At 72.5% G+C, this 22,906-nt stretch carries 19 protein-coding genes and 1 pseudogene; 7 read left to right on the top strand and 13 right to left on the bottom strand.

From position 1 onward, the window contains the following. Position 1: 1 nt before the first annotated feature. Both ACTVZO_RS24600 and nuoN read left to right on the top strand, forming a co-directional pair. Positions 2-1,582 (top strand): NADH-quinone oxidoreductase subunit M, encoded by a 1,581-nt coding sequence (locus tag ACTVZO_RS24600; RefSeq protein ID WP_443300448.1) that lies wholly within the window; start codon positions 2-4, stop codon positions 1,580-1,582. A gap of 5 nt (positions 1,583-1,587) precedes the next feature. Then, complete coding sequence (gene nuoN / locus ACTVZO_RS24605; RefSeq protein ID WP_443303256.1) at positions 1,588-3,234, top strand: NADH-quinone oxidoreductase subunit NuoN; 1,647 nt, start codon at positions 1,588-1,590, stop codon at positions 3,232-3,234. A gap of 70 nt (positions 3,235-3,304) precedes the next feature. Here the strand turns inward: nuoN and ACTVZO_RS24610 are convergent, their stop codons facing one another. The 10 genes and pseudogenes from ACTVZO_RS24610 to fahA all read right to left on the bottom strand — a co-directional run bounded on the left by ACTVZO_RS24610 (position 3,305) and on the right by fahA (position 13,524). Continuing rightward, complete coding sequence (locus tag ACTVZO_RS24610) at positions 3,305-3,904, bottom strand: Uma2 family endonuclease (RefSeq protein WP_443300449.1); 600 nt, start codon at positions 3,902-3,904, stop codon at positions 3,305-3,307. Positions 3,905-3,963: 59 nt separating this feature from the next. After that, positions 3,964-4,542, bottom strand: a complete 579-nt coding sequence (locus ACTVZO_RS24615; protein ID WP_443300450.1) for a hypothetical protein — start codon at positions 4,540-4,542, stop codon at positions 3,964-3,966. A gap of 83 nt (positions 4,543-4,625) precedes the next feature. Next, entirely contained in the window at positions 4,626-5,234 is a 609-nt protein-coding gene (locus ACTVZO_RS24620) for a hypothetical protein (protein WP_443300451.1), read from the bottom strand. An 87-nt stretch (positions 5,235-5,321) separates the two neighbouring features. Next, positions 5,322-8,105: a fumarate reductase/succinate dehydrogenase flavoprotein subunit gene (locus tag ACTVZO_RS24625; protein ID WP_443303257.1), complete on the bottom strand. Its 2,784-nt coding sequence runs from the start codon at positions 8,103-8,105 to the stop codon at positions 5,322-5,324. 26 nt (positions 8,106-8,131) lie between these two features. Continuing rightward, positions 8,132-8,938, bottom strand: a complete 807-nt coding sequence (locus ACTVZO_RS24630; protein WP_443300452.1) for an ABC transporter ATP-binding protein — start codon at positions 8,936-8,938, stop codon at positions 8,132-8,134. Next, the gene (locus tag ACTVZO_RS24635) at positions 8,935-9,768 is read right to left on the bottom strand and encodes an ABC transporter permease (RefSeq protein ID WP_443300453.1); all 834 of its coding nucleotides are present in this window, start codon (positions 9,766-9,768) and stop codon (positions 8,935-8,937) included. Before ACTVZO_RS24635 ends, ACTVZO_RS24630 begins: the two co-directional genes overlap by 4 nt. Next, positions 9,765-11,108 carry an ABC transporter substrate-binding protein gene (locus ACTVZO_RS24640; RefSeq protein ID WP_443300454.1) on the bottom strand — a complete coding sequence of 448 codons (1,344 nt, stop codon included), beginning with the start codon at positions 11,106-11,108 and terminating at the stop codon, positions 9,765-9,767. The genes ACTVZO_RS24635 and ACTVZO_RS24640 overlap by 4 nt, the downstream gene beginning before the upstream one ends. A 14-nt stretch (positions 11,109-11,122) precedes the next feature. Beyond that, complete coding sequence (locus ACTVZO_RS24645) at positions 11,123-11,350, bottom strand: 4Fe-4S dicluster domain-containing protein (RefSeq protein ID WP_030011381.1); 228 nt, start codon at positions 11,348-11,350, stop codon at positions 11,123-11,125. A gap of 41 nt (positions 11,351-11,391) precedes the next feature. Beyond that, positions 11,392-12,161: pseudogene (locus tag ACTVZO_RS24650) on the bottom strand (GntR family transcriptional regulator). Positions 12,162-12,300: 139 nt separating this feature from the next. Beyond that, positions 12,301-13,524 carry a fumarylacetoacetase gene (gene fahA / locus ACTVZO_RS24655; protein WP_443300455.1) on the bottom strand — a complete coding sequence of 408 codons (1,224 nt, stop codon included), beginning with the start codon at positions 13,522-13,524 and terminating at the stop codon, positions 12,301-12,303. 141 nt (positions 13,525-13,665) lie between these two features. On the opposite strand from fahA, the gene ACTVZO_RS24660 reads away from it, so the two are divergent. Continuing rightward, a complete protein-coding gene (locus tag ACTVZO_RS24660) occupies positions 13,666-14,472 on the top strand; it encodes a Cof-type HAD-IIB family hydrolase (RefSeq protein ID WP_443300456.1) in 807 nt (268 codons plus the stop codon). Between the two features lie 102 nt (positions 14,473-14,574). Here ACTVZO_RS24660 and ACTVZO_RS24665 read toward each other — a convergent pair whose 3' ends face one another. Then, positions 14,575-16,593 (bottom strand): CocE/NonD family hydrolase, encoded by a 2,019-nt coding sequence (locus tag ACTVZO_RS24665; RefSeq protein ID WP_443300457.1) that lies wholly within the window; start codon positions 16,591-16,593, stop codon positions 14,575-14,577. Between the two features lie 12 nt (positions 16,594-16,605). Beyond that, positions 16,606-18,111: a peptide MFS transporter gene (locus ACTVZO_RS24670; protein ID WP_443300458.1), complete on the bottom strand. Its 1,506-nt coding sequence runs from the start codon at positions 18,109-18,111 to the stop codon at positions 16,606-16,608. Between the two features lie 202 nt (positions 18,112-18,313). Between ACTVZO_RS24670 and ACTVZO_RS24675 the strand changes: the two genes are divergently transcribed. From ACTVZO_RS24675 to ACTVZO_RS24690, 4 genes are all read left to right on the top strand, one after another. After that, the gene (locus ACTVZO_RS24675; RefSeq protein WP_443300459.1) at positions 18,314-19,324 is read left to right on the top strand and encodes a polyprenyl synthetase family protein; all 1,011 of its coding nucleotides are present in this window, start codon (positions 18,314-18,316) and stop codon (positions 19,322-19,324) included. Between the two features lie 297 nt (positions 19,325-19,621). Beyond that, positions 19,622-20,824: a LolA family protein gene (locus ACTVZO_RS24680; protein ID WP_443300460.1), complete on the top strand. Its 1,203-nt coding sequence runs from the start codon at positions 19,622-19,624 to the stop codon at positions 20,822-20,824. A gap of 119 nt (positions 20,825-20,943) precedes the next feature. Then, positions 20,944-21,147: a hypothetical protein gene (locus ACTVZO_RS24685; RefSeq protein ID WP_326588561.1), complete on the top strand. Its 204-nt coding sequence runs from the start codon at positions 20,944-20,946 to the stop codon at positions 21,145-21,147. Beyond that, a complete protein-coding gene (locus tag ACTVZO_RS24690; protein ID WP_384223814.1) occupies positions 21,144-21,554 on the top strand; it encodes a hypothetical protein in 411 nt (136 codons plus the stop codon). Before ACTVZO_RS24685 ends, ACTVZO_RS24690 begins: the two co-directional genes overlap by 4 nt. On the opposite strand, the gene ACTVZO_RS24695 is transcribed toward ACTVZO_RS24690, so the two are convergent. Beyond that, entirely contained in the window at positions 21,551-22,867 is a 1,317-nt protein-coding gene (locus ACTVZO_RS24695) for a M28 family metallopeptidase (RefSeq protein ID WP_443300461.1), read from the bottom strand. The genes ACTVZO_RS24690 and ACTVZO_RS24695 overlap by 4 nt on opposite strands. Positions 22,868-22,906: the final 39 nt, after the last annotated feature.

Below are 22,906 nucleotides of genomic sequence, written 5' to 3' on the forward strand. Positions count from 1 at the left end.
GATGAGTTTCCCGCTTCTGACGCTGACGGCCGCGGTCCCCGCGGTCGGAGCGATCCTGACGGCGGCCGTCCCGGCCGCCCGGCGGACCGCCGCCAAATGGCTCGCCCTGCTCTTCTCGCTGGCGACCCTGGCCCTGGCCGTGCTCGTCGCGATCCGCTTCGAGCCCGGCGGCGACCGCTACCAGCTCACCGAATCCCGCTCCTGGATCGCCGACTTCGGGGTCCGCTACGAACTGGGCGTGGACGGGATCGGGGTGGTGCTCATCGGGCTCACCGCGCTCCTGATCCCCTTCGTGATCGCGGCGGGCTGGCACGACGCCGACCCGCTGGAGACCGAATCCCCGGCGAACTCGCGGTGGCGTCCCACGCAGGGCTTCTTCGCCCTGATCCTGCTGGTCGAGGCGATGGTGATCATCTCCTTCGAGGCCACCGACGTCTTCCTCTTCTACATCTTCTTCGAAGCCATGCTCATCCCGATGTACTTCCTCATCGGCGGCTTCGGGGACCGGGCCCACTCCGGCTCGGACGAGAACGCGGCCACGCAGCGCTCGTACGCGGCGGTCAAGTTCCTCCTCTACAACCTGGCCGGCGGCCTGATCATGCTGGCCGCCGTCATCGGGCTGTACGTGGTCGCCGGGAACTTCTCGCTCCAGGAGATCGCCGCCGCCCGCGCCGCGGGCACGCTCGACATGGCGACCAACACCGAGCGGCTGCTGTTCCTCGGCTTCTTCTTCGCCTTCGCGGTGAAGGCGCCGCTGTGGCCGCTGCACACCTGGCTGCCGAACGCGATGGGCGAGGCCACCGCCCCGGTCGCCGTGCTGATCACCGCGATCGTCGACAAGGTCGGCACCTTCGCGATGCTCCGCTTCTGCCTCGGGCTCTTCCCCGAGGCCAGCAAGTGGGCCACGCCGGTGATCCTGGTCCTGGCGCTGATCAGCATCGTCTACGGCGCGCTGGTCGCGGTCGGCCAGCGGGACATCAAGCGGCTGGTCGCCTACGCCTCCATCTCGCACTTCGGGTTCATCATCCTGGGCATCTTCGCGATGACCTCCCAGGGGCAGTCCGGTGCGACGCTCTACATGGTCAACCACGGCATCTCGACGGCGGCACTGATGCTGGTGGCCGGCTTCCTGATCTCGCGGCGCGGCTCGCGGCTCATCGCCGACTACGGCGGCGTGCAGAAGGTGGCCCCGGTCCTCGCCGGCACCTTCCTGATCGGCGGCCTCGCCACCCTCTCGCTGCCAGGGCTCGCGCCCTTCGTCAGCGAGTTCCTGGTCCTGGTCGGCACCTTCGCCCGGTACCCGGTCGTCGGCATCATCGCCACCATCGGCATCGTGCTGGCCGCGCTCTACACGCTGGTGCTCTACCAGCGCACGATGACCGGCCCCGTGAAGGAGGAGGTCCGCACCATGCCGGACCTGCGCCTGCGGGAGGTGCTGGTGGTCGCCCCGCTGATCGCGCTGCTGATCGGACTGGGCGTGTACCCGAAGGTGCTGACCGACATCGTCAACCCGGCGGTGAAGCACACCATGTCGGACGTGAAGCAGACCGACCCCGCACCTGAAGTGGAGGCGGCGAAGTGAGCACACTGACTTCCGCCCACAGCCTGTGGCCGCTGGCGGCCGAGGCACCGGTCGACCGGATCCCGGCGCCCGTCATCGAGTACGCGCAGCTCGCGCCCACGCTGATCGTGGTGGGCGCGGCGATCCTCGGGATCCTCGTCGAGGCCTTCGTACCGCGCAAGTCCCGCTACTACGTTCAGGTGTTCCTCACCGTCGCCGCGCTGGCCTCGGCCTTCGCGGCGGTCGTCGGCCTCGCGGCCGGGGGGTACGGGTCCACCAAGGCGCACATCGCGGCGATGGGCGCGATCGCGGTGGACGGTCCGGCGCTGTTCCTGCAGGGGACCATCCTGCTGGCCTCGATCGTCGCCGTCTTCACCTTCGCCGAGCGGCGCCTCGACCCGGCCGCCCACGGCAACCGGGTGGACTCCTTCGCCGCCCAGGCGGCGTCCGTACCGGGCAGCGACAGCGAGAAGGCCGCCGTCAAGGCCGGGTTCACCACCACCGAGGTCTTTCCGCTGGCCCTGTTCGCGATCGCCGGAATGCTGATCTTCCCGGCGGCCAACGACCTGCTGACCCTGTTCATCGCGCTGGAGGTCTTCTCCCTCCCGCTGTACCTGCTCTGTGCCCTCGCCCGCCGCCAGCGGCTGATGTCGCAGGAGGCCGCGGTCAAGTACTTCCTGCTGGGCGCCTTCTCCTCCGCCTTCCTCCTCTTCGGCATCGCGCTGCTCTACGGGTACGCGGGCTCGGTCTCGTACGCGGCGATCGCCGACGTGGTGGACGGCACGGTCACGAAGATCGACCCGGCCCTGGCCGACACCATGGGCAACGACGTGCTGCTGCTGATCGGCTCGGCACTGATCCTGATGGGCTTGCTCTTCAAGGTCGGCGCGGTCCCCTTCCACATGTGGACCCCGGACGTCTACCAGGGTGCCCCGACCCCGGTCACCGGTTTCATGGCGGCGGCGACGAAGGTGGCCGCGTTCGGCGCCCTCCTGCGGCTGCTCTACGTGGTCCTGCCCGGCCTGCGGTGGGACTGGCGGCCGGTGATGTGGGGCGTCGCGATCGTCACGATGCTGGCGGGTGCGGTGATCGCCGTGACGCAGACCGACGTCAAGCGGCTCCTCGCCTACTCCTCGATCGCGCACGCGGGCTTCATCCTGGCCGGTGTGATCGCGACCTCGGCGGAGGGCGTCTCGTCCGTCCTCTTCTACCTCGGCGCCTACTCCTTCGTGACGATCGGCGCCTTCGCGGTGGTCACGCTGGTGCGCGACGCGGGCGGGGAGGCGACGCACCTGTCGAAGTGGGCGGGTCTGGGCCGCCGTTCGCCGCTGACCGCGGCGGTGTTCGCGGTGTTCCTGCTGGCCTTCGCCGGCATTCCGCTCACCTCCGGCTTCGCGGGCAAGTTCGCCGTGTTCAAGGCGGCGGCGGAGGGCGGCGCCGGGGCGCTGGTCGTGGTCGGTGTGATCTCGTCCGCGATCGCCGCGTTCTTCTACATCCGGGTGATCGTCCTGATGTTCTTCAGCGAGCCGAAGACCGACGGCCCGACGGTGGCCGTCCCCTCGCCGCTGACGATGACGACGATCGCGGTGGGCGTCGCGGTGACGGTGGTCCTGGGCGTGGCCCCCCAGTACTTCCTGGACCTGGCGGGCCAGGCGAGCACGTTCGTCCGCTGACCTGTCGTGCACGGCACGGCCGAGGGCCCGGATCCCGTTGGGGGGAGCCGGGCCCTCGGCCTGTTCCGGGCTACTCGGTCCGTGGCCGCTTGGCCGTGATCCCGGTGAGGTGGAGATCGATGGGGAACGGGACGGACACCTTGAGACGATCGTGGAAGATCCCGGCCGGCGCGAAGGTACGGCTGACAGGCTCACGCTCGAAGACGTAGACGACGGCAACGCCGTCCTTGTTCTCCACGCGCCAGTAGTGCTGGATGCCGGCCCGCGCGTACTTCACCGGCTTGGTCTCACGATCACGGTCGATGGACTCGGGCGAGACCACTTCGATGGCGAGGAGGACCGACTCGGCGGGCAGGCGGGTCTGGGCGAAGTCGGCGACGGCGTCCTCACGGCAGACGATGACATCGGGCTCGGGGCGGTTGCGCCGGTCGATGTCGATGGTGAATTCCCGCAGGACCTCCAGGTTTTCCGGGACGAGGGATCCGAGTTCCCGCTCGAAGAAGCTGACGGCCCGTGCGTGGAAGAGGGTCTGCGGGCTCACGAAGATCAGGCTCCCGTCGATCAGCTCCGTGTGCGGAGGCAGATTCGGAAGCGTGTCCAGGTCGTCGGCAGTCCAGCCGCCCGCGGGCGGGATCGGCCAGCTGTGTTCCGGGTTCATCAGTGCTCCCATGAGCCGCAGTCTCGCGAGTGGGTTCAGCGTATCGCCGGGGTTCCCGCGAGAACTGGCCCTTAAGAGTGAGTCATATGCCCGGAGCACTTGATGGTCGGGTTCCAGTTGTGGAAGCGGCCGGCCGGGTTCTTCTCGTACGCCCACATGTGGAGGTCGTAGTGCTTGGGCATGCCCGTCCAGTGGCCGGGCATGGGTCCGTCGAAGGGGAGCCCGAACATGCTCGGGCGGTCGTCGGTGGTCTTCAGGTCCTGGTCGCGGTCGGTGGACATCCACTCCACGGCCTGGAGCTTGCGGCGGCCGTCGCGGTCCTTCTCCGCGCTGTAGAGCAGCGCGGTCGGCTTGCTCGGGTCCTTCGAGCCCCAGTAGGCCGCCTTGACGTAGTGGTAGCCCATGGCGCCCACCCCGAACGGGTTGGCCATGCACTCCTTGCCGTGCGGGACGTAGCCGTCCCTGAGCGCCGCCCGCTCGTCCACGTATTTGGCCGTCACCTTGATCGCCGTCGCCATGTCCGCCATCGCCTTGCGGTCGCGCGGGTCGGGTGCGGGGCCTTCGACTCCGTGGGCCGGGGCCATGGCGGCCAGGCCGAGCGACGCGGCGACCGCGCAGGTCAGGGCAGCCTTGCGAGTACGGGCGGACATGGGGGCTCCTGCCGTTCGGGGGCTTTCGTCCACCTTCCCGGCGGCCCCCGGCCGGTGCACGCGGCGCGCCTCCGAACGGGGGGTCAGGGCCTGGTCGTGCCCGGGCGGCAGCGCAGGTCGGGGTTGAACGTCGCGAACAGGCCGGCCGGGTTGGGCTTCCAGAGCCAGACGTGCAGGGCGTAGTGGACCTTCTGGCCCTTGAAACGGCCCGGGATCGGCCCCTTGAAGGGCTGCCCGAAGAGGCTCGGCCGGTCCTCGTCCGTCTCGACCTTGCCGTCCCGGTCCATGACGACCCATTCGAGCGCGACGAGCCTGCGCCGCCCCTCCGCGTCGTCCTCGTAGAGCAGGGCCGCGGGCTTGGCCGGGTCGAGGGAGTCGTCGTAGGCGTGGTTGAAGTGCGGGTAGCCGACGGCTCCGCCGCCCGCCGGGTCGGCCACGCAGTACCGGTCGGGCACGTACCCGGCGGCGGTCGCCGCCGGTTCCCGCAGGTACCGGGAGCTCGACAGCGCCGCCCGGGCGAGGCCGGCCAGGGCCGCCGGGCCGGTACGGGGGGCGGTGCCGGCGGCGGCGTGCGGGCCCGGGGCGGCGTGCGGGCCCGGGGTGGCCGCGGCGGGGCCCGCCGGGGCGGTCAGGGCCGCCGCCGCGGCGAGGGCCAGGACGAGCATGCCGGTACGAGCGGCGCGAGAGGCCATGCGGGGACTCCTGGGTCGTCGGGTCGAAGCACCAGGAGCATCACCCACGGCCCGCGGTCCGCCCCGGCGGCAGGCCGGTCGGTCCGGTCAGGCCGCCCGGGCGGCGTACGCCCGCACGTCCGCGTCCGGGTCGGTGACCGCCGTGGCCAGGGCCGCCCGGGCCGCGCCGGCCTCCCGGTGGGCCAACAGCGCGAGGACCGCGGCCTTGCGGACGTCGGCGTTGGCGTCGGCCAGGGCCCCGGCGAGGGCCGGTACGGCCGCCCCCGCGGCGGCGGCCGACAGCGCGGCCGCCGCACCCGCCCTGACCTGCCAGGCCGGATCGGCCAGGGCCGCCACCGCCGTGTCGGCGTACCGCCCGGGGCAGCCGGTGGCGGCCAGCGCCCCCAGGGCGGCTCCGCGCACCAGCGGATCGGGGTCGGCCAGCAGCGGGTCCAGGGGGTCCGGGGCCGGGGCGTGCACCGCGGCGAGGCCCTTGGCGACGGCGACCCTGACCTCGCGGGCCGGGTCCGCCGCGGCCGAGGCCAGCGCCCCGGCCGCGTCCACCGAGACCAGGGCCCGCACGGCGTGGATGCGGACCTCCGTGTCGGAGTCGGCCAGCGCGGCGGCGTACAGCCCGGCGTCGCCCAGGCGCAGCGCGCGCAGGGCTTCGAGTGCGGCCGAACGCACCGCAGGGTCGGGCACGGCCAGGGCGGCGCGCAGCCCGGCGCCCAGTTCGGGCCCGCCCGGCAGCACCTCCAGCAGCTCGCGCAACGCGGCCGCGGCGGCCGCCCGTACGGCCCCGTCCGCGTCGGCGAGCCGCTCGGCCAGCGCCGGCCCGGCCCCCGCGGGCACGGTCTCGCCGAGCGCGGCGACGGCCGCCGCCCGGACGGCGGGATCGGGGTCGCCGAGATAGGGCCGCAGCACTTCCAGGCCCGGCGACTCCTCCGCCAGGGCGAGCAGCTCCAGAATCCGGGGCGAACCGCCCCCGGCCGGACCCACCGGGCCGACGGCCCCCTCCGGCGGCACGTCTCCCGCGCCCGCGTCTCCCGCGCCCGCGTCCCCCGCGCGGGCCGGATCGGGCGCCGGAGCCGGGCTCAGGGGATCCGCATGCCCCGCCGCAGGCGCTGGCCCCGCCGTGGCCACCGGGACCAGGGCGACCTCGCCCAGGTGACGGGAGGGGCCGCCGGGCGGGGTGAACTCGGCCACCGGGACCAGGTACGGCTCCACCGGCCGGGCCGTGAACTCCATCGCTCCCGAGGGCGACTTGCGCAGGTCCAGGTGGTACAGCCAGTCCTCGTCGTCCTTCGCCGGGTGGTCGAGGCGTTCGTGGTAGAGGCCCCAGCGGGACTCCGTACGGGCGAGCGAGGCGCGGGCCGCCATCTCCGCGCAGTCGCGGATGAAGGACACCTCCGCGCACCGCATCAGCTCGTGCGCCGTCGTCGCGCCCATCTCCGCGATCTCGCCGGTCATCCGGTCGAAGGCCGCCACGGCCAGCGACAGCCTCGCGCCCGTCTTCGGCGGCGCGACGTAGTCGTTCACGAACCGCCGCAGCTTGTACTCCACCTGCGGCTGCGGCGGCCCGTCCGGGTGGCGCAGCGGCCGGTAGACCAGCTCGTGCGCCGCCGCGAGCTGATCGGCCGGCAGGGGTCCCTCGTACGCGGTGTGGCGGGAGGCGTCCGCACCCGCCAGGTCGCCGAAGACGAACGCGCCGATCATGTAGTTGTGCGGTACCGAGGCCAGGTCACCGGCCGCGTACAGGCGGGGGACCGTGGTGCGGGCGTGGTCGTCGACGCGCACGCCCGACGCGGAGTGGCCCCCGCACAGGCCGATCTCCGAGATGTGCATCTCGATGTCGTGCGTGCGGTAGTCGTGCCCGCGCCCCGCGTGGAAGGTGCCGCGCGTCGGCCTTTCGGTGGTGTGCAGGATCGATTCGAGCGAGGCCACCGACTCCTCCGGGAGGTGGCTGAGCTTGAGGTACACCGGCCCGCGGTCCGAGGCGAGTTCGGCGGCGAACTCCGCCATCATCTGCCCCGACCAGTAGTCGGAGTCGACGAACCGCTCGCCGTGCCGGTTGACCTGGTAGCCGCCGAAGGGGTTCGCGACGTAGGCGCAGGCCGGCCCGTTGTAGTCCTTGATCAGCGGGTTGATCTGGAAGCACTCGATCCCGGTCAGCGCGGCGCCCGCGTGGTAGGCCATGGCGTAGCCGTCGCCCGCGTTGGTCGGGTTCTCGTACGTGCCGTAGAGGTAGCCGGAGGCCGGCAGTCCGAGGCGCCCGCAGGGCCCCGTCGCCAGGATCACGGCCCCGGCCCGTACCGTCACGAAGGCGCCGGTACGGGTGTTGAACGCCGCGGCGCCGATGGCCCGGCCGTCCTCGGGCGAGGTGAGCACCCGTACCGGCATCACCCGGTTCTCGATCCGGATCCGCTCGCGCATCTCGCGCCGCCGCAGCTGCCGGTACAGGACCTTCTTGACGTCCTTGCCCTCGGGCATGGGCAGCACGTACGAGCCCGACCGGTGGACCTGGCGCACCGCGTACTCGCCGTGTTCGTCCTTCTCGAACTTCACCCCGTACGACTCCAGGCGCTGCACCATCGCGAAGCCCCGGGTGGCGGTCTGCCGGACCGTCGACTGGTCGACGATGCCGTCGTTGGCGCGGGTGATCTCGGCGACGTAGTCGTCGGGCTCGGCGCGGCCGGGGACGACGGCGTTGTTGACCCCGTCCATGCCCATGGCCAGGGCGCCGGAGTGGCGGACGTGCGCCTTCTCCAGGAGCAGCACCCGCGCGCCGCGTTCGGCGGCGGTCAGCGCCGCCATCGTGCCGGCCGTGCCGCCGCCGATGACGAGGACGTCGCAGGAGAGTTCCTCGGCGTCGCCGATCGCGGGGATGTCCATCACGGGGATGCCCATGGTGCGGCCCTTCAGAGTGAGTTGAGGATCTGCTGCCGGAGTGCGGAGCGGTCGGCGTCGCGGCGGCGCGGCCGCGGGACGGCGAGCACCTCGCCGCTCGCCGGCAGGGCGACGCGGTCGCCGAGGAACAGCGCCTCGTCCACGTCGTGGGTGACGAAGACGACGGTCGCCCCGGTGCCGGCGAGGACCTCGACGAGGAGGTCCTGCATGCCCGCGCGGGTCTGTGCGTCGAGCGCGCCGAAGGGTTCGTCCATGAGGACGGCGCGGGGGCGCGCGACGAGGGCGCGGGCCAGCTGCACGCGCTGGCGCTGGCCGCCGGAGAGCTGGTGCGGCAGCCGGTCTGCGTGGGCGGCGAGGCCCACGCGCTCCAGCCACTCGCCGGCGATCCGCCGCCGCTCGGCCCGGCCGGCCCAGTCGGTGCGGGTGGTGCGGGTGGTGCGGGTGGCGCGGGTGGCGCGGGAGCGTTGGATGGCCAGGGGGAGTTCGACGTTGGCGCGGACGGTGCGCCAGGGGAGCAGGGCGTCGTCCTGGAAGACCAGGGCCCGGTCGGCGTGCGGGCCGGCCAGCGGCCGCCCGTCCTGTTCGACCGTCCCGCCCAGCGGGGGCAGCAGCCCGGCCAGTGTCCGCAGAAGCGTGGACTTCCCGCAGCCGGACGGGCCCACGACCGTCAGCACCTCGCCGGCTTCGACCGCGAGGTCGAACCCGTCGAGCACCACGGCGCCCCGGTGGCCGAGCCGCGCCCCGTGCAGCGCGAGCCGGGCCCCGCGGACGGCGGGGGAGGCGGGGCCGGTCGCGACATCGGTCGCACTCATGCTCATGACGGGATCACCTCTCGGATCGGGGACGTGGACGCGCCCTTGCCCGCCCCGGGCGGCAACGCCTCGGCGCGGGACGGGAGCCAGTGGGTCAGGCGGCGGCCCGCGCGCTCCACCGCCGTGGACGTCAGCCAGCCCAGCGCCCCGATGGTGGCCATGCCGACGAAGACGCCCGGGTAGTCCACCACCGTGTAGTCCTGCCAGGTGCGGTAGCCGACCCCGTACTCGCCGGAGATCATCTCGGCCGAGATGACGCAGATCCACGACACCCCGATGCCCACCGACAGCCCTCCGAAGATGCCGGGCAGGGCGCCGGGCAGCACCACGGAGAACAGGATCCGGGCCCGGCCGCCGCCCATGGTCAGCACCGCCTCCTCCCACACCGGCGTCAGCGCCCGCACCGCGTGCCGCGTCGAGACCAGCACCGGGAAGAAGGCGGCCGCGCAGGTGATGAAGACGATCCCCTGCTCGTTGGAGGGGAACAGCAGGATCGCGACCGGCACGAGGGCGATGGCCGGGACCGGGCGCAGCACCTCCAGCACCGGGCCCAGCAGGTCGGCCGCGGTCCGGGACCGGGCCAGGGCCGTGCCCGCGGCCACGCCCAGGACCGCGGCGAGCGCGAAGCCCGTCACGATCCGGCGCAGGCTGAAGCCCAGGTCCTGCCAGTAGGCCGCGGCCCGGGCCCGCTCCGCGAAGGTCGCGGCCACCTCGCCCACGGTCGGGAACTGCTCGAAGCGCAGCCACAGGTTCACGTCGAGGGAGGTCAGCCCCTGCCACAGGAGCAGGGCCGCCCCGAGCGAAGCCACCCGCAGCAGCCGGCGCCTGGCCGTCATGACGCCAGGGCTCCGGCTTCGGCGAAGCTCACGATCCGCGCCCCGGATCCCCGGTGCCGGTCGACGTACGACTTCGCGCCCGCGGCGGTGACGAACGCGCGCAGCTCGGTCCCCTCCGCCACCCACACGGCCTTGTCCGCGAACCACGGCGTGCCGGTCACCGCGTCCGGTACGTACGCCGCCCGGACGTCCGCGCCGCGCAGGGCCCGCAGCAGCTCGCGCGGCGTCGCGAAGCTCTGGGTGGCCTGCTGCCCCTTGAGCCAGAGCTCCGGGCGGGCGGGCGCGGCCTCCGGGTACTCCGGCGCGCCGGCCGTCGCCCGCTCCAGGGGCCCGGGGTCGACGAACCCGTCCACGTCCACGTCGGCGACGAGCTTGGCCTCCTTCAGCAGCGGTACGTCCTGCTTCAGCGCGTCGATCAGCCGCGGGCGCAGGGCCGGGTCGAAGGTCGCGATGCCGTTCGCGCCGTTGTAGAGGTACACCACCTCCGCGGGCAGCCCGGTCGCCTCGGCCACCGACTCGGCGGCCGCGACCGGCTGTGTGCGCAGGTGGTCGGTGGCCTTGCGCTGGGCCCGCAGGAAGTCCTCCAGTACGCCGGCCCGCTCGCGTGCGAACTTCTCGCGCACGGTGACTCCGTGGAAGGTCGGCAGGTCCAGCTCCGCGCCGTCGTACAGGGCCTTCGCCCGCCCCTCGTGGGCCAGCTGGCCCGGCCACGCCACGAACTGCGACAGCGCGTCCACGCTGCCCGCCTGGAGCGCCGAAGCGCCCACGCTGGGCTGCTGGTTGAGCTTCTCGATGCCCTTGTCCGGGTCGATCCCGGCGTGCCGCAGGGCCCGTACGAGGGTTCCGTCGGCCGCGGAGCCCACGCTGGTCGACACCTTCTTGCCGCGCAGGTCGGCGAGCGACTCCAGCTTCGAATCCGGGGCCGTGACCACGGTGTTGAGGCCGCCGCGCAGGTTGTAGCCGGTCACGGCCACCAGGCGGGTGGGCTGTTTCAGCTCGCGGCCGCGCGCCGCGTTGATCAGGAGCGGGAAGTCGCCCATCGAACCGATGTCGATCTTCCCGGCGGTCATCTGGGCGGTGATCGGGGCGCCGGTGGCGTAGTCCTGCCAGTCCACCTTGTAGGTGACGCCGTCCTTCTCGCCGCGGGCTGCGAGCTCCTCCTCGAAGTAGCCCAGGGAGCGCAGCAGGGTGCCCGCGGTGACGGTGTTGATGGTCTTGGACTGGTAGCCGACGGTCACGGTGACCGTCTTGGAGCCGCCCGCCCCGGAAGCCTCCGCGCAGCCCGCGGCCGCCGGGGCCACGAGCAGGACGAGGGCGGGCAGGAGTGCCTGGGTGCGCATGGGGACGGAACCTTTCACCGGAGCAGGTAGGGCATGTTGACGGTGACCGCGCCGGTGGGACAGCGGGCGGCGCACGGGCCGCAGTACCAGCACTCGTCCACGTGCATGTAGGCCTTGCCGTTGTCCTCGCGGATCGCGAGGGAGTCGAGCGGGCACATGTCGACGCAGAGCGTGCAGCCGTCGATGCACAGGGACTCGTCGATGGTCACGGGCACGTCGCCGCGCTGGGGTACCACGGGCATGGCTGTCTCCAGGAAAGGGGTGCGGGGAGGTCGTTGGGGGGTCAGAGCGAGCGGCGCAGCAGGCCGCTCATGGTGATCCGGTCGCCGCGGAAGCGGATGAACTCCAGGTCCACGGGCCGGCCGTCGCCCAGGTGGGTGAGCCGCTCCAGCATCAGGACGGCGGCCCCGCGCGGGGCCTGGAGGACGGCGGCGGAGTGCGCGTCGGCGTTGACGGCCTCGAGGGTGATCTCGGCGTGCCCGAGCGGCTGTCCGGTGAGCTGCTCCAGGAGCCGGAACACGTCCGTGTTCTCCAGGTCGCAGCCCAGCAGCCCGGCGCCGATGTCCATCGGCACGTAGGTGAGGTCGAGGGAGAGCGGCAGCCCGTTCAGGCGGCGCAGCCGTTCGATGTAGAGCACCTCGGCGTGCTCGGGCAGGCCGAGGCGGCCCGCGACGGGGGCGGGGGCGCGCACGGCGCCGGCCGTGCGGACCTCGTTGGTCACCCGGCCGTGCTCGTGCAGGGTTTCGGCCAGGCCCTGGAGGCGGTCCAGGCCGTGCGGTACCTCCCGCACACGACGACGGTGCCCACACCGGGGCGGCGCTCCACGAGCTGCTCGCCGCGCAGCAGGTCGAGGGCCTGGCGGACGGTGTTGCGGCCGGCGCCGTAGTCGGCGGCGAGGGTGTCCTCGAGGGGGAGGACCCCGCCGGGATAGCCGCCCGCGAGGATCTGGTGGCGCAACAGGTCGGCGAGCTGGCGCGCCTGGTCCGCGCGCAGTCGCCGACGGCGCGCGGCGGCGACCGGGACGGTGTGCGTGGCGGTGCGTTCGGCTGGCATGGCAGGGAACCTACCGGCGGTCCGCCGGTCGTGGTGTTGCCGCAGTATTGCGCCACCAGGCAGGGCGGCCGCACGGCTTTGACCTGCGGGTTCGGCGGGGTGGCGGACGGATCCGCCACCCCGCCGGCCGCATCGTGGACTAGCGGGATCCCACGATGCGGCCGGTGACCTCGCCCAGGCCCACCCGGGTGCCCCCGGCGCCCGGCGCCCAGGCGGTGAGGGTGACGGTGTCCCCGTCCTCCAGGAAGGTGCGCTTGCCGTCGGCGAGTTCGAGCGCGTCGCGCCCGTTCCAGGTCAGCTCCAGCAGCGAGCCGCGCTGGCCGGTCTCCGGGCCGCTGACGGTGCCGGAGCCGTACACGTCGCCGGTGCGCAGGGAGGCGCCGTTGACGGTCATGTGCGCGAGCTGCTGGGCGGCGGTCCAGTACATCGACGCGAACGGCGGCTGCGCCACCTCCGTCCCGTTGATGGAGACGGTGATGCGCAGGTCGAAGCCGCCGGGGCGGTCGGCGGAGGCGTCGTCCAGGTAGGGCAGCAGCGGGAAGTCCCGGGCGGGCGGGGCGACGCGGGCCGCGTCCAGGGCCTCCAGCGGGGTCACCCAGGCGGAGACGGAGGTCGCGAAGGACTTGCCGAGGAAGGGGCCGAGCGGCACGTACTCCCAGGCCTGGATGTCGCGCGCCGACCAGTCGTTGAGCAGGAACAGCCCGAAGACGTGGTCCTCGAAATCGCCCAGCGCCACCGGGCGGCCCAGCTCGGAGGGGGTGCCGACGACGAAGCCGACCTCCGCCTCGATGTCGAGCTTGACGGACGGGCCGAAGACGGGCGCCGGGTCGGCGGGCGCCTTGCGCTGCCCGGAGGGCCGTACGACGTCCGTCCCGGACACGACGATCGTGCCCGAGCGGCCGTGGTAACCGATCGGCAGGTGCTTCCAGTTGGGGGTCAGCGCGTCCCCGTCGGGCCGGAAGATCCGCCCGACGTTGGTGGCGTGGTGCTCGCTGGCGTAGAAGTCGACGTAGTCGGCGACCTCGTACGGCAGGTGCAGCGCGACCTGGTCGAGCGGCAGCAGGTGCGGCTCCACGGTGGGGCGGTGGCCGGGGTCGGTGACCCAGGCGGTCAGCGCGCGGCGCACGTCGCGCCAGGCGGTGCGCCCGGCGGCCAGCAGCGGGTTGAGCGAGGACTGCCCGAGCAGCCCGGCGTACGGGGAACCGAGCGCGGCCGCGGCCGCCCCCGCGTCGAGCACGTGTCCGCCGATCCGCACACCGATCCGGCGACGGTCCTCCCCGGCGGTCGAGAAGACGCCGTAGGGGAGGTTGTGCGGCCCGAACGGGTCGCCCTCGGGAACATCGAGGGGGCTCTGCTGGGGCATGGGGTGCTGCCTCGCTTTCGACGCGGTCCGGGGGTGTCCCGGGGGCTGGTTGACACGTTACGTGGCTGGTGGGGCCTGCGGGAGGCCGGATTCGGGCGCTATTTATAGGACTTGTCCAACGGGGTCCGTATCCTTGGCGCCGTGACTTCCGCCCTCCCCTATGCCTTGATCGCCACTGACCTGGACGGGACTCTGCTGCGCGCCGGGGACACCGTCTCCGCCCGCTCGTACGCGGCGCTCGCCACGGCGCGCGCCGCGGGCGCGCAGCACATCATCGTCACCGGCCGACCGGTCCCGCAGGTCCGGCACGTGCTGGACGGCCTGGGTTACGAGGGGCTCGCGGTGTGCGGGCAGGGCGCGCAGGTGTACGACGCGGCGCGCGGGCGCCTGGTGCACTCCGTGTCCATGGACCGGGGGCTGGCCGAGGTGGCCCTCGGCAAGATCGAGGCGGAGATCGGCGAGGTCTACGCGGCGGTCAACCAGGAGGGCGTCGACGCGGAGATGCTGATAGGGCCGGGCTACCGGATGTGGCATCCGCACCTGCCGACGGTCCGGGTGCCGCGGCGGTCGGACCTGTGGTCGGCCCCGATCAACAAGGTGCTGCTCCAGCACCCCCGGCTGGACGACGACGAGCTGACGCGGGTGGCGCGGGGGGTGGTCGGCGACCTGGTGAACGTCACGATGGCGGGGGAGCACACGGTGGAGCTCCAGCCGCCGGGCATCGACAAGGCCAGCGGGCTCGCGCGGGCGGCGGAAGCCCTGGGCCTGGCCGCCTCGGCGACGATCGCCTTCGGCGACATGCCGAACGACGTCCCGATGTTCGCCTGGTCCGCGTACGGGGTGGCCATGGCCAACGCCCACCGCGAACTGGTCGAGGTCGCGGACGAGGTCACCCTGTCGAACGAGTCCGACGGCATCGCGGTGATCCTGGAACGCCTCTACGCCTGACCGGCCCCGCCCCATCCGGCCCCGCCCCTTCCCGAAACCGGCGCCCCGGGGCGGCCCGCCAGGGCCGTCGACCGCGGCCCGGCCCGGGGGCACCGGCACCGCCTAGCCCGCCGTGCGCGGCAGCCGCCGTTCCCACGTCCGGTGGAAGACCACCTCGTCCCCCTCCCGGCACACCACCTCGTTCGACGTCATGAACCCGCCCTCGTCACACGAGATCTCCGACCGCGTCTCGACCCGTGCGTCCCACCCCCGCTCCGGCCGGTGCAGCCGGATCGACCAGTCCGAGCGGGTACGGGCCGACAGCGGGTCCCCGTCCTGGATCTCGTACACCTCCAGCGCGTCCTCGCTGAACTCCAGGCCGTCCGGATAGACCCGGGTGCCCCCGTACCGGGGGTCCACCTCCAGCCGCCACGCCCCGCGCGCCACGTCCCGTACGACCAGCCGCTCGGGCCGCGGTTCGTCCAGCGTGGCCGGGAAGACGACCCCCAGCGGCTCCGCCTGCTCCGGCGCCTCGAACAGGATCCCCTCGTCCGCCCCGCCCGCGCCGGCCCCGGTCCCCGCCCGCACCGGCAGCGTCAGCGTGCTGCCCGCCGGGTCCAGGGTCCAGCCCGCCTCGGAACCGGCCCGCGGCCAGATCCACGGCCAGTACGCGGAGGAGACGGCGAGCCGGATCCGGTGCCCCGGCGCGAAGGCGTGGCCGATTCCGTTCAACTCGAAGGTGACGTCCTCGTACGAGCCCGCCGGCCACGGCACGGCCCGGTCCCGGCCCTGACGGGCGGACAGGTTCAGCGCGCCCCGGGTGACCAGCGTCGAGGAGCCGTCGGGGGCGACGTCGCACAGCCGGGCCACCGCCTGGCCGTACGGCACGTCCAGCCGGAGCCGCAGCGTCACCGAAGGCCGCCCCAGGATCTCCACCGGCTCCCCGTCGGCCACGGGGAACTCGAAGCACGCCGACTTCGCGTCCTCCTCGCGCTGGTCCGGCGGCAGGTCGGCGTCGTTGCCGAACGGGAAGAAGCGGCCCGCGTCCAGCCCGGTGTGCTGCGGGGAGGCGACGGCCACCGGGTCGCCCTGGAACCCGTACGAGACCGGGATCACCGACGGCGAGGGCCACGTCTTCTCCCCGGCCCAGCGGCCGGGGAGTTCCGCGTACGTGGTCGCCGGCGGGTGCGAGTCGCTGATCCAGGCGCGGAGCAGCGGCTCGTCCAGCACGCCGTTGTCCTCGCCGCGCAGCCAGTGGTCCCACCAGCGCAGGGTCTCCTGGAGGAAGCCGATGGACGGACCGGGCGGCAGCCCGCGGTCCGGGTACTGGTGGGACCAGGGGCCGATCAGGCCGCGCACCCGGGAGGGCGGCAGCGCGGAGACCAGCCGCAGCACGGTGTCCCGGTAGGGGTCGTGCCAGCCGCCGACCGCGAGGACCGCCGCGCCGATCGCCGGGTAGTCCTCGCAGACGCTGCCGTGGCGCCAGTACGCGTCGCGGGTCTGGTGCGAGAGCCAGGTGTGGATCAGCGGTTCGACCGATTCCAGCCGCTCCAGCCACTGCCGGCGCCAGCCGTCGCCGGCGTACTCCGGGTCCGGCGGGCGGGAGGCGAAGGCGAGCATGGTGGCCGCCCACGCGTGCATGTCCACGGCCAGCACGGAGCCGCCCATGTAGTGGACGTCGTTGTCGTACCGGTCGTCCGTGGAGCACACCGTGACGATCGCCTTGAGCGGCTCGGGGGCCAGGGCGGCGATCTGGAGGGAGTTGAAGCCGCCCCAGGAGATCCCGAACATCCCCACCGAGCCCGTGCACCACGGCTGCTCCGCCAGCCACTCGATCACCGCGACCCCGTCGGCGAGCTCGCGGGCGTCGTACTCGTCGCCCGGACGGCCCCCGCTGCACCCGTGGCCGCGTACGTCCACGCGCACCGAGGCGTAGCCGTGCCCGGCGTACCAGGGGTGGCGCTGCCAGTCGCGCGGCGCGGTCCAGTCGGTGAGCCGGTACGGGAGGTACTCCAGCAGGGCGGGCACGGGCTCCCGGGTCACCGGGCGCCAGATCCGGGCGTAGAGCTCCACCCCGTCGGCCATCGGGATCCGGACGTCCTCGCGGGTGGTCTCGTACGGGAAATCGGTGCGGATGATCATTCGACAACCACCTCAGTGGACGGGGTGCATCGTGCGCCGCAGCCAGGGCGCGAGCGCGATCACGGCCAGGCCCGCGGCCACCGCGATCCCGCCGTTGACGCCGAAGTACACGGGGTTGGACACCTCGCCGTAGAGCTTGACCACCTGTGCCTGGATGCCGTTCGCGAGGGCCAGGGAGAGGAACCACAGGGCCATCGTCTGGCTGCCGAAGGCCTTGGGGGCGAGTTTGGTGGTGGCCGACATGCCCGAGGTCTCCAGCAGGACGTCGCCGAGCCCGAGCAGCAGGTAGGAGCCGACGATCCACCAGGCGGCCATCCGGTAGGAGTCCCCGCCGTGCCCCGAGGTCGGGATGACCATCAGCAGGAAGGACAGGCCGCCGAGGATCACACCGATCGCGATCTTGTTCGAGGCGTGCGGCTGGCGGTGGCCCATGCGGACCCACAGCGCGGCGACGACCGGGGCCAGCAGCACCTCGAAGGCGCCGAGCGCGGAGGCGTACCAGCTCGCGGGGAAGCCGAAGCCCAGGATGGTGGTGCGGGCGTTGGTGGAGGCCAGCAGCATCATCGTCGAGTAGGCCTGGAAGAGGATGAAGTTGAAGGCGACCGAGGCCAGGAAGAGGACCACGTACGGGCGCAGCCGCCCGCGCTCCTCGGCCGTCACCCGCGGGCTGCGGAACATGACGGCGAAGTAGACGACCGGGGCGATCACCGAGACCAGGGTGAGCAGGTCGACGAACCGGCCCATCGTCAGCCATCCGGTGAGGGCCAGCAGGGTGGCGAGCACGGCGAAGGCGAGGCAGCCGCCGATGATCTTCGTCACGGCGGAGCGCATCGCCGCGGGCGCCAGCGCGTACTCGGCGGAGTGCTTGCGGCCGGCCAGGTGGCGGCGGCCGAGCACGTACTGGACCAGGCCGGCGGTCATGCCGATGGCGGCGGCGGAGAACCCCCAGTGCCAGCCCTGGTGCTCTCCGAGCCAGCCGGTGATCAGCGGTCCGGCGAAGGCGCCGATGTTGATCGCCATGTAGTAGAGGGCGAAGCCCGCGTCGCGCCGGTCGTCGTCGGTCCGGTAGAGCTTGCCGACCATGTTGGCCACGTTCGGCTTGAGCAGGCCGGTGCCCGCGCTGATCAGGCCGAGGCCCACCCAGGTCATCGCGGCGGTCGGCACGGCCATCGCGTAGTGGCCGCAGGCGATGAGGATGCCGCCCCAGAGCACGGCGCGGTAGGAACCGAGGATCCGGTCGGCGAGCCACCCGCCGGCGACGGAGACGAGGTAGACCATGGTCCCGTAGGCCGCCGAGACGGAGGCCGCGGTGCCCGGGTTCATCCCCAGGCCGCCGTTCGCGACCGCGTCCGCGAAGTAGAGGACGAGGATGGCCTGCATGCCCAGGAACGAGAACCGCTCCCAGACCTCCAGCCCGGACAGGGTCGCGAGGCCTCGGGGGTGGCCGAGGAACGCGTGGTCGTCGCTGGGTGGTGGCTGGTCGGCCTCCGGATCCGGGGGTTCCTCTATATCGGTCACAGTTCTGGACAAAACGTATTCTCCGGTTGATTCGGCTCCTCAAGAACATACCGGTGCGCTTCGGGCGGTGCGCGGGTGGCGACCGGACAGGCGCTCTCGGTGATCGAAAACAGACCCGATACGCTGGGTTGAGTGATGGCAGCGACACATCGACAATCCAGGTGATCGTCTACGTGATCGTCAGCAGACAGGAGTACCCCTCGTGACCGTCGTCGGGCCGTTCGGACTGAGCGTGCGGGACCAGGCTCTTGAGACCGATGTCCAGGCCGGACTGGCCGCCGTCGAGGCGGGTCTGCTGGAAGCCACCAAGAGCGAAGTCCCCTTCATCACCGAGGCCGCACAGCACCTGGTGCGGGCCGGTGGCAAGCGTTTCCGCCCGCTGCTGGTGATGCTCGCGTCCCGCTTCGGCGACCCCTACGCGCCCGGGATCGTGCCGTCCGCGGTGGTCGTGGAGCTGACGCACCTGGCGACCCTCTACCACGACGACGTCATGGACGAGGCGGACGTACGCCGCGGGGTGGAGAGCGCGAACGCCCGCTGGGGCAACTCGGTGGCCGTCCTGACGGGTGACTTCCTGTTCGCCCGCGCCTCGCACATCCTGGCCGACCTCGGCCCCGAGGCCGTACGCATCCAGGCCGAGGCCTTCGAGCGGCTCGTGACCGGTCAGATCCTGGAGACGGCCGGTCCGCGCGACGGCCGCGACCCGGTCGCGCACTACCTCGACGTCATCGCCGGCAAGACCGGCTCGCTGATCGCCGTCTCCGGCCGCTTCGGCGCGCTGATGTCCGGCGCCGACGAGTCGGTCGTCGACATCCTGACCCAGTACGGCGAGCGGCTCGGCACCGCCTTCCAGCTCGCCGACGACGTCCTGGACATCGCCTCCGACGCGCACGAGTCCGGCAAGACCCCCGGCACCGACCTGCGCGAGGGCATCCCGACCCTGCCCGTCCTGCGGCTGCGCGAGATGGCCGCCCGCGACGGAGCCCCCGAGGACCTGGAACTCGTACGGCTCCTGGACGGGGACCTGACGGACGACGCCCGCCACGCCGAGGTGCTGACCCGGCTGCGGGCGCACCCCGCGCTGGAGCGGGCCCGCCGCGACACCATCCGGTACGCGGAGGACGCGCGGGCCACGCTCGCGCCGCTGCCGGAGTGCTTCGCCAAGTCGGCGCTGGAAGAGCTCTGCGACGCGGTGGTGCACCGCGCGGGCTAGGGGGTGTCTGACGGATGTCCGCGGCGTCGCGACGCCCGTCAGACACCCCGTAGCGCCCCGTCTTCGCCCGCACGGGCGGCCGCTCGACCGGAACGGGCCCCTCCGTCCCGCGACCCCTACGGGTCGGGACAGAGGGGCCTGTTTTGTGTCATCCCACGGTCGTACGCGCAGTTGCGTCCGGGGGCTGACGCTTCCGGGCCGCCGTTTTGGTCAGATGGAGTCATCAAACCCCACCAGATCGGGTGAGCGCGGCGACACGGGGGTCGCCGCCGTCGACACAGAGGGCAGGGCACTGACATGTCAGCGAACACGAAGACTTCTCGCAAGGTCGCCCGGTACGCCGTACCGGTCGCGGTGGCAGGTGTGGCCGCGGCGACCGTCGCGATGGTCCCGGCCTTCGCCAACGCCGGCGGCCCCGACCTGCCGAAGGTGACGGCGCAGCAGCTCATCGAGAAGATCGCGGCCTCGGACGTCCAGGAGCTGTCCGGCACCGCCAAGATCAGCACCGACCTGGGCCTGCCGACGATCGCCGGCGGTCTGCTCGGCGGCAGCGGTGTCGCCACGGGCTCCGCCGCTCCGGAGGACAAGGTCGCACAGCTGGCCAGCGGCACGCACACCTTCCGGGTCGCGGCCGACGGCCCGGACCGCCAGAAGCTGACCTTCCTGGACGGCAAGGACGAGTACAGCCTGATCCACAACGGCGCCGACGTCTGGGGCTACGCCTCCAAGTCGAACGAGGTCTTCCACGAGAAGAACGCCGCCGGCGCCCCGGAGGACAAGAAGGCGGCCGACCGTCTCGCCGCCTCGCCCCAGCAGCTGGCCGAGGAGGTCCTGAAGGCCGCCGGCACGACCACGGACGTCGGCGTGGGCGACACCGCCCAGGTCGCCGGGCGGGACGCCTACCAGCTGGTGCTCAAGCCCAAGCAGGCCGGCTCCACGGTCGGCTCGATCCAGATCGCCGTCGACGCCAAGAACGGCGTGCCGCTGCGCGTGCAGCTGCTGTCCTCGCAGGGCGGCAAGCCGATCGTGGACGCGGGCTTCACCAAGGTGGACTTCGCCAAGCCGTCCGCCGACACCTTCGCCTTCACCCCGCCCAAGGGCGCCAAGGTGACCGAGGGCTCGGACGAGCGGGGCAGGGGCGAGCACGGGAAGGAGTTCAAGGCCCTGGAGTCCTTCCCGGGCCTGGACGCCCTCACCGGCGGTGCGAACGGCAAGGGCGAGGTGAAGGTCCTCGGCGAGGGCTGGGCCACGGTGGCGCAGATCAACACGGGAGCCGGCAAGGGCCTTACGGACCTCGAGAAGTCCGCGAACGACAAGAACGCGCCGAAGGAGGCGAAGCAGTTCCTCGACTCCCTCGGTGACAAGGTCTCCGGGAAGTTCGGCGAGGGCCGCATCTTCTCCACCCGCCTGGTCAACGCCCTGATCACGGACGACGGCAAGGTCTACGTCGGCGCGGTCACCAAGGACCAGCTGGTGAAGACGGCGGACTCCGCCAAGTAGCCTCCGGGCCTCCGGGCTGCCATGCCACCATGCCGGAAGGGTGGGCGGGGACTGTGTCCCTGCCCGCCCTTCCGGCATTCCCGTACCCCGTACAGCAGGGCCGCTGTACGGTGTTGGGCATGTCGAGACACGTCACCATCCGCCTGGACGAGGACTTCCACGAACGCCTGAAGGCGCGCGCGGCGGCGCTGGGCACGACGGTCACCGCGCTGATCACCGAGGTCACGGAACGCGAACTCGACGAGGACCGGAAGAACTTCCTGTCCGGCATCGAGGAGTTCGCCGACCACTGGGGCTACTTCCAGGAGCGTTTCGGCAATTGAAGATCACCATGGAGTGGGCCTGGACCGCTCTCGCCCACCATCTCCCGTCCGACCCGGCCGTATGGGACCCCTCCGGGGTGGCCGCCGCGGTCGCCCGGCACCAGAACGACCTCGTCCTGGTGCCCGAACAGCCCGCCCCGGACACCGCGTGGCGGGCCGCCGCGTTTCTGCACACCCTCGCGGTGTGCCCGGCGCTGGAATCCCCGATGAACGAGTTCTACGCCGCCGCCGCGACCCGCTCGTACCTGCGCGTGGCCGGGGCCGGCCAGCTGCCCTCGCCCGAGGTGCTGGGCGATCTGGTCGAGGCGGCGAAGCTGGGCCTCGCCGACATCGGGGCGGTCGCCGAGGAGCTGCGGGCCCGCATACAGGACCCGCAGCCCGCCTCGCGCGGTTCCGACCGGCGCTAGAAGGTGATCTTCCAGCTGTTGACGTAGCCGACGTCCTGCGCGGCCGCGTCCCTCACCCGGAGGTTCCAGGTCCCGTTGGCGACCTCTGCGGAGGCGTTCACGGTGTAGGACTGGACGAGGTTGTCGGCGCTGCCGCCGCTGCGGTTGTGCAGGTTGTAGACCGTGCCGTCGGGCGCGACCAGGTCCACCACCAGGTCACCGCGGTAGGTGTGGACGATGTTGACGTCCACCTTGGTGGTGGCCGGGGCGTTGCCCGCGACACCGGACACGGTGACCGGCGAGTTCACCGCGGCGGCGGGGGAGTCCGGGATGTTCACGTCCGCGGTGTTCTCGAAGGACGGGCCCGGCGGGACCGGGGTGGCCGCGCCGAGGGTCCAGATCGCGTAGGCGACGGCGTCGGAGTTGCGGTCCAGGGCGGTGTCGTTGATGTTCGCCGTGTTGTCGCAGGACGAGTGGTAGCAGCGGTCGAAGGCCTGCCCGGCCGTGCCGCCCCACTTCTGCGCCTGCGCCGAGGACTTCGAGTTGCTGGCGCCGGTGAACAGGCCGCCGACCGGGATGCCGACGTTCTTGAACGAGGCGTGGTCCGAACGGCCGTCGCCCTCGGTCTCGATCTCGGTCGGGACGCCGAGGCCCGCGTAGTAGTTCTTGAACGTCTGCTCGATGGTCGGGTCGTCGTCGTAGACGAAGTAGCCCGGGTTCGGCGAGCCGATCATGTCGAAGTTCAGGTACCCGGAGAACTTCGCGCGCTCGGCGGCCGGCAGGTTGTTGACGTAGTACTTCGAACCGACGAGGCCCAGCTCCTCCGCTCCCCACCAGCCGAACCGCAGGTGCTTCGTCGGCTGGAGACCGGCCCGGGAGACGGCCAGGGCCGTCTCCAGCACGGCCGCGCTGCCGGAGCCGTTGTCGTTGATGCCCGCGCCCGAGGACACCGAGTCCAGGTGCGCGCCCGCCATCAGGACCGAGTTCGGGTCACCGCCCGGCCAGTCGGCTATCAGGTTGTAGCCGGTGGCGCCGCTGGAGGTGAAGGTCTGCAGGGTGGTCGTGAAGCCGGCCGCGTCGAGCTTGGCCTTCACGTAGTCGATCGAGGCCTTGTAGCCGGTCCGGCCGTGGGCGCGGTTGCCGCCGTTGTTGGCGGCGATCGTCGACAGCTGCGTGAGGTGGGCCTTGACGTTGGCCAGCGGGATGTCGGGCGGCGTGGGCGCCGCGGCGACCGCCGTCGGGGCGGCCAGAGCGGCGGGAGTGGTGGCGGCGAACAGGCCGGCGACCGCGAACGCGGTCACGGCGGCGAGGCGCCGGGAGACGGACAGGCTCATGTGGGGGCTCCGGGATTCCGCGGGGATGTGACGGAACTA

The organism is Streptomyces sp. IBSNAI002, assembly GCF_052244475.1.
In the GTDB taxonomy this organism is placed as follows: domain Bacteria; phylum Actinomycetota; class Actinomycetes; order Streptomycetales; family Streptomycetaceae; genus Streptomyces.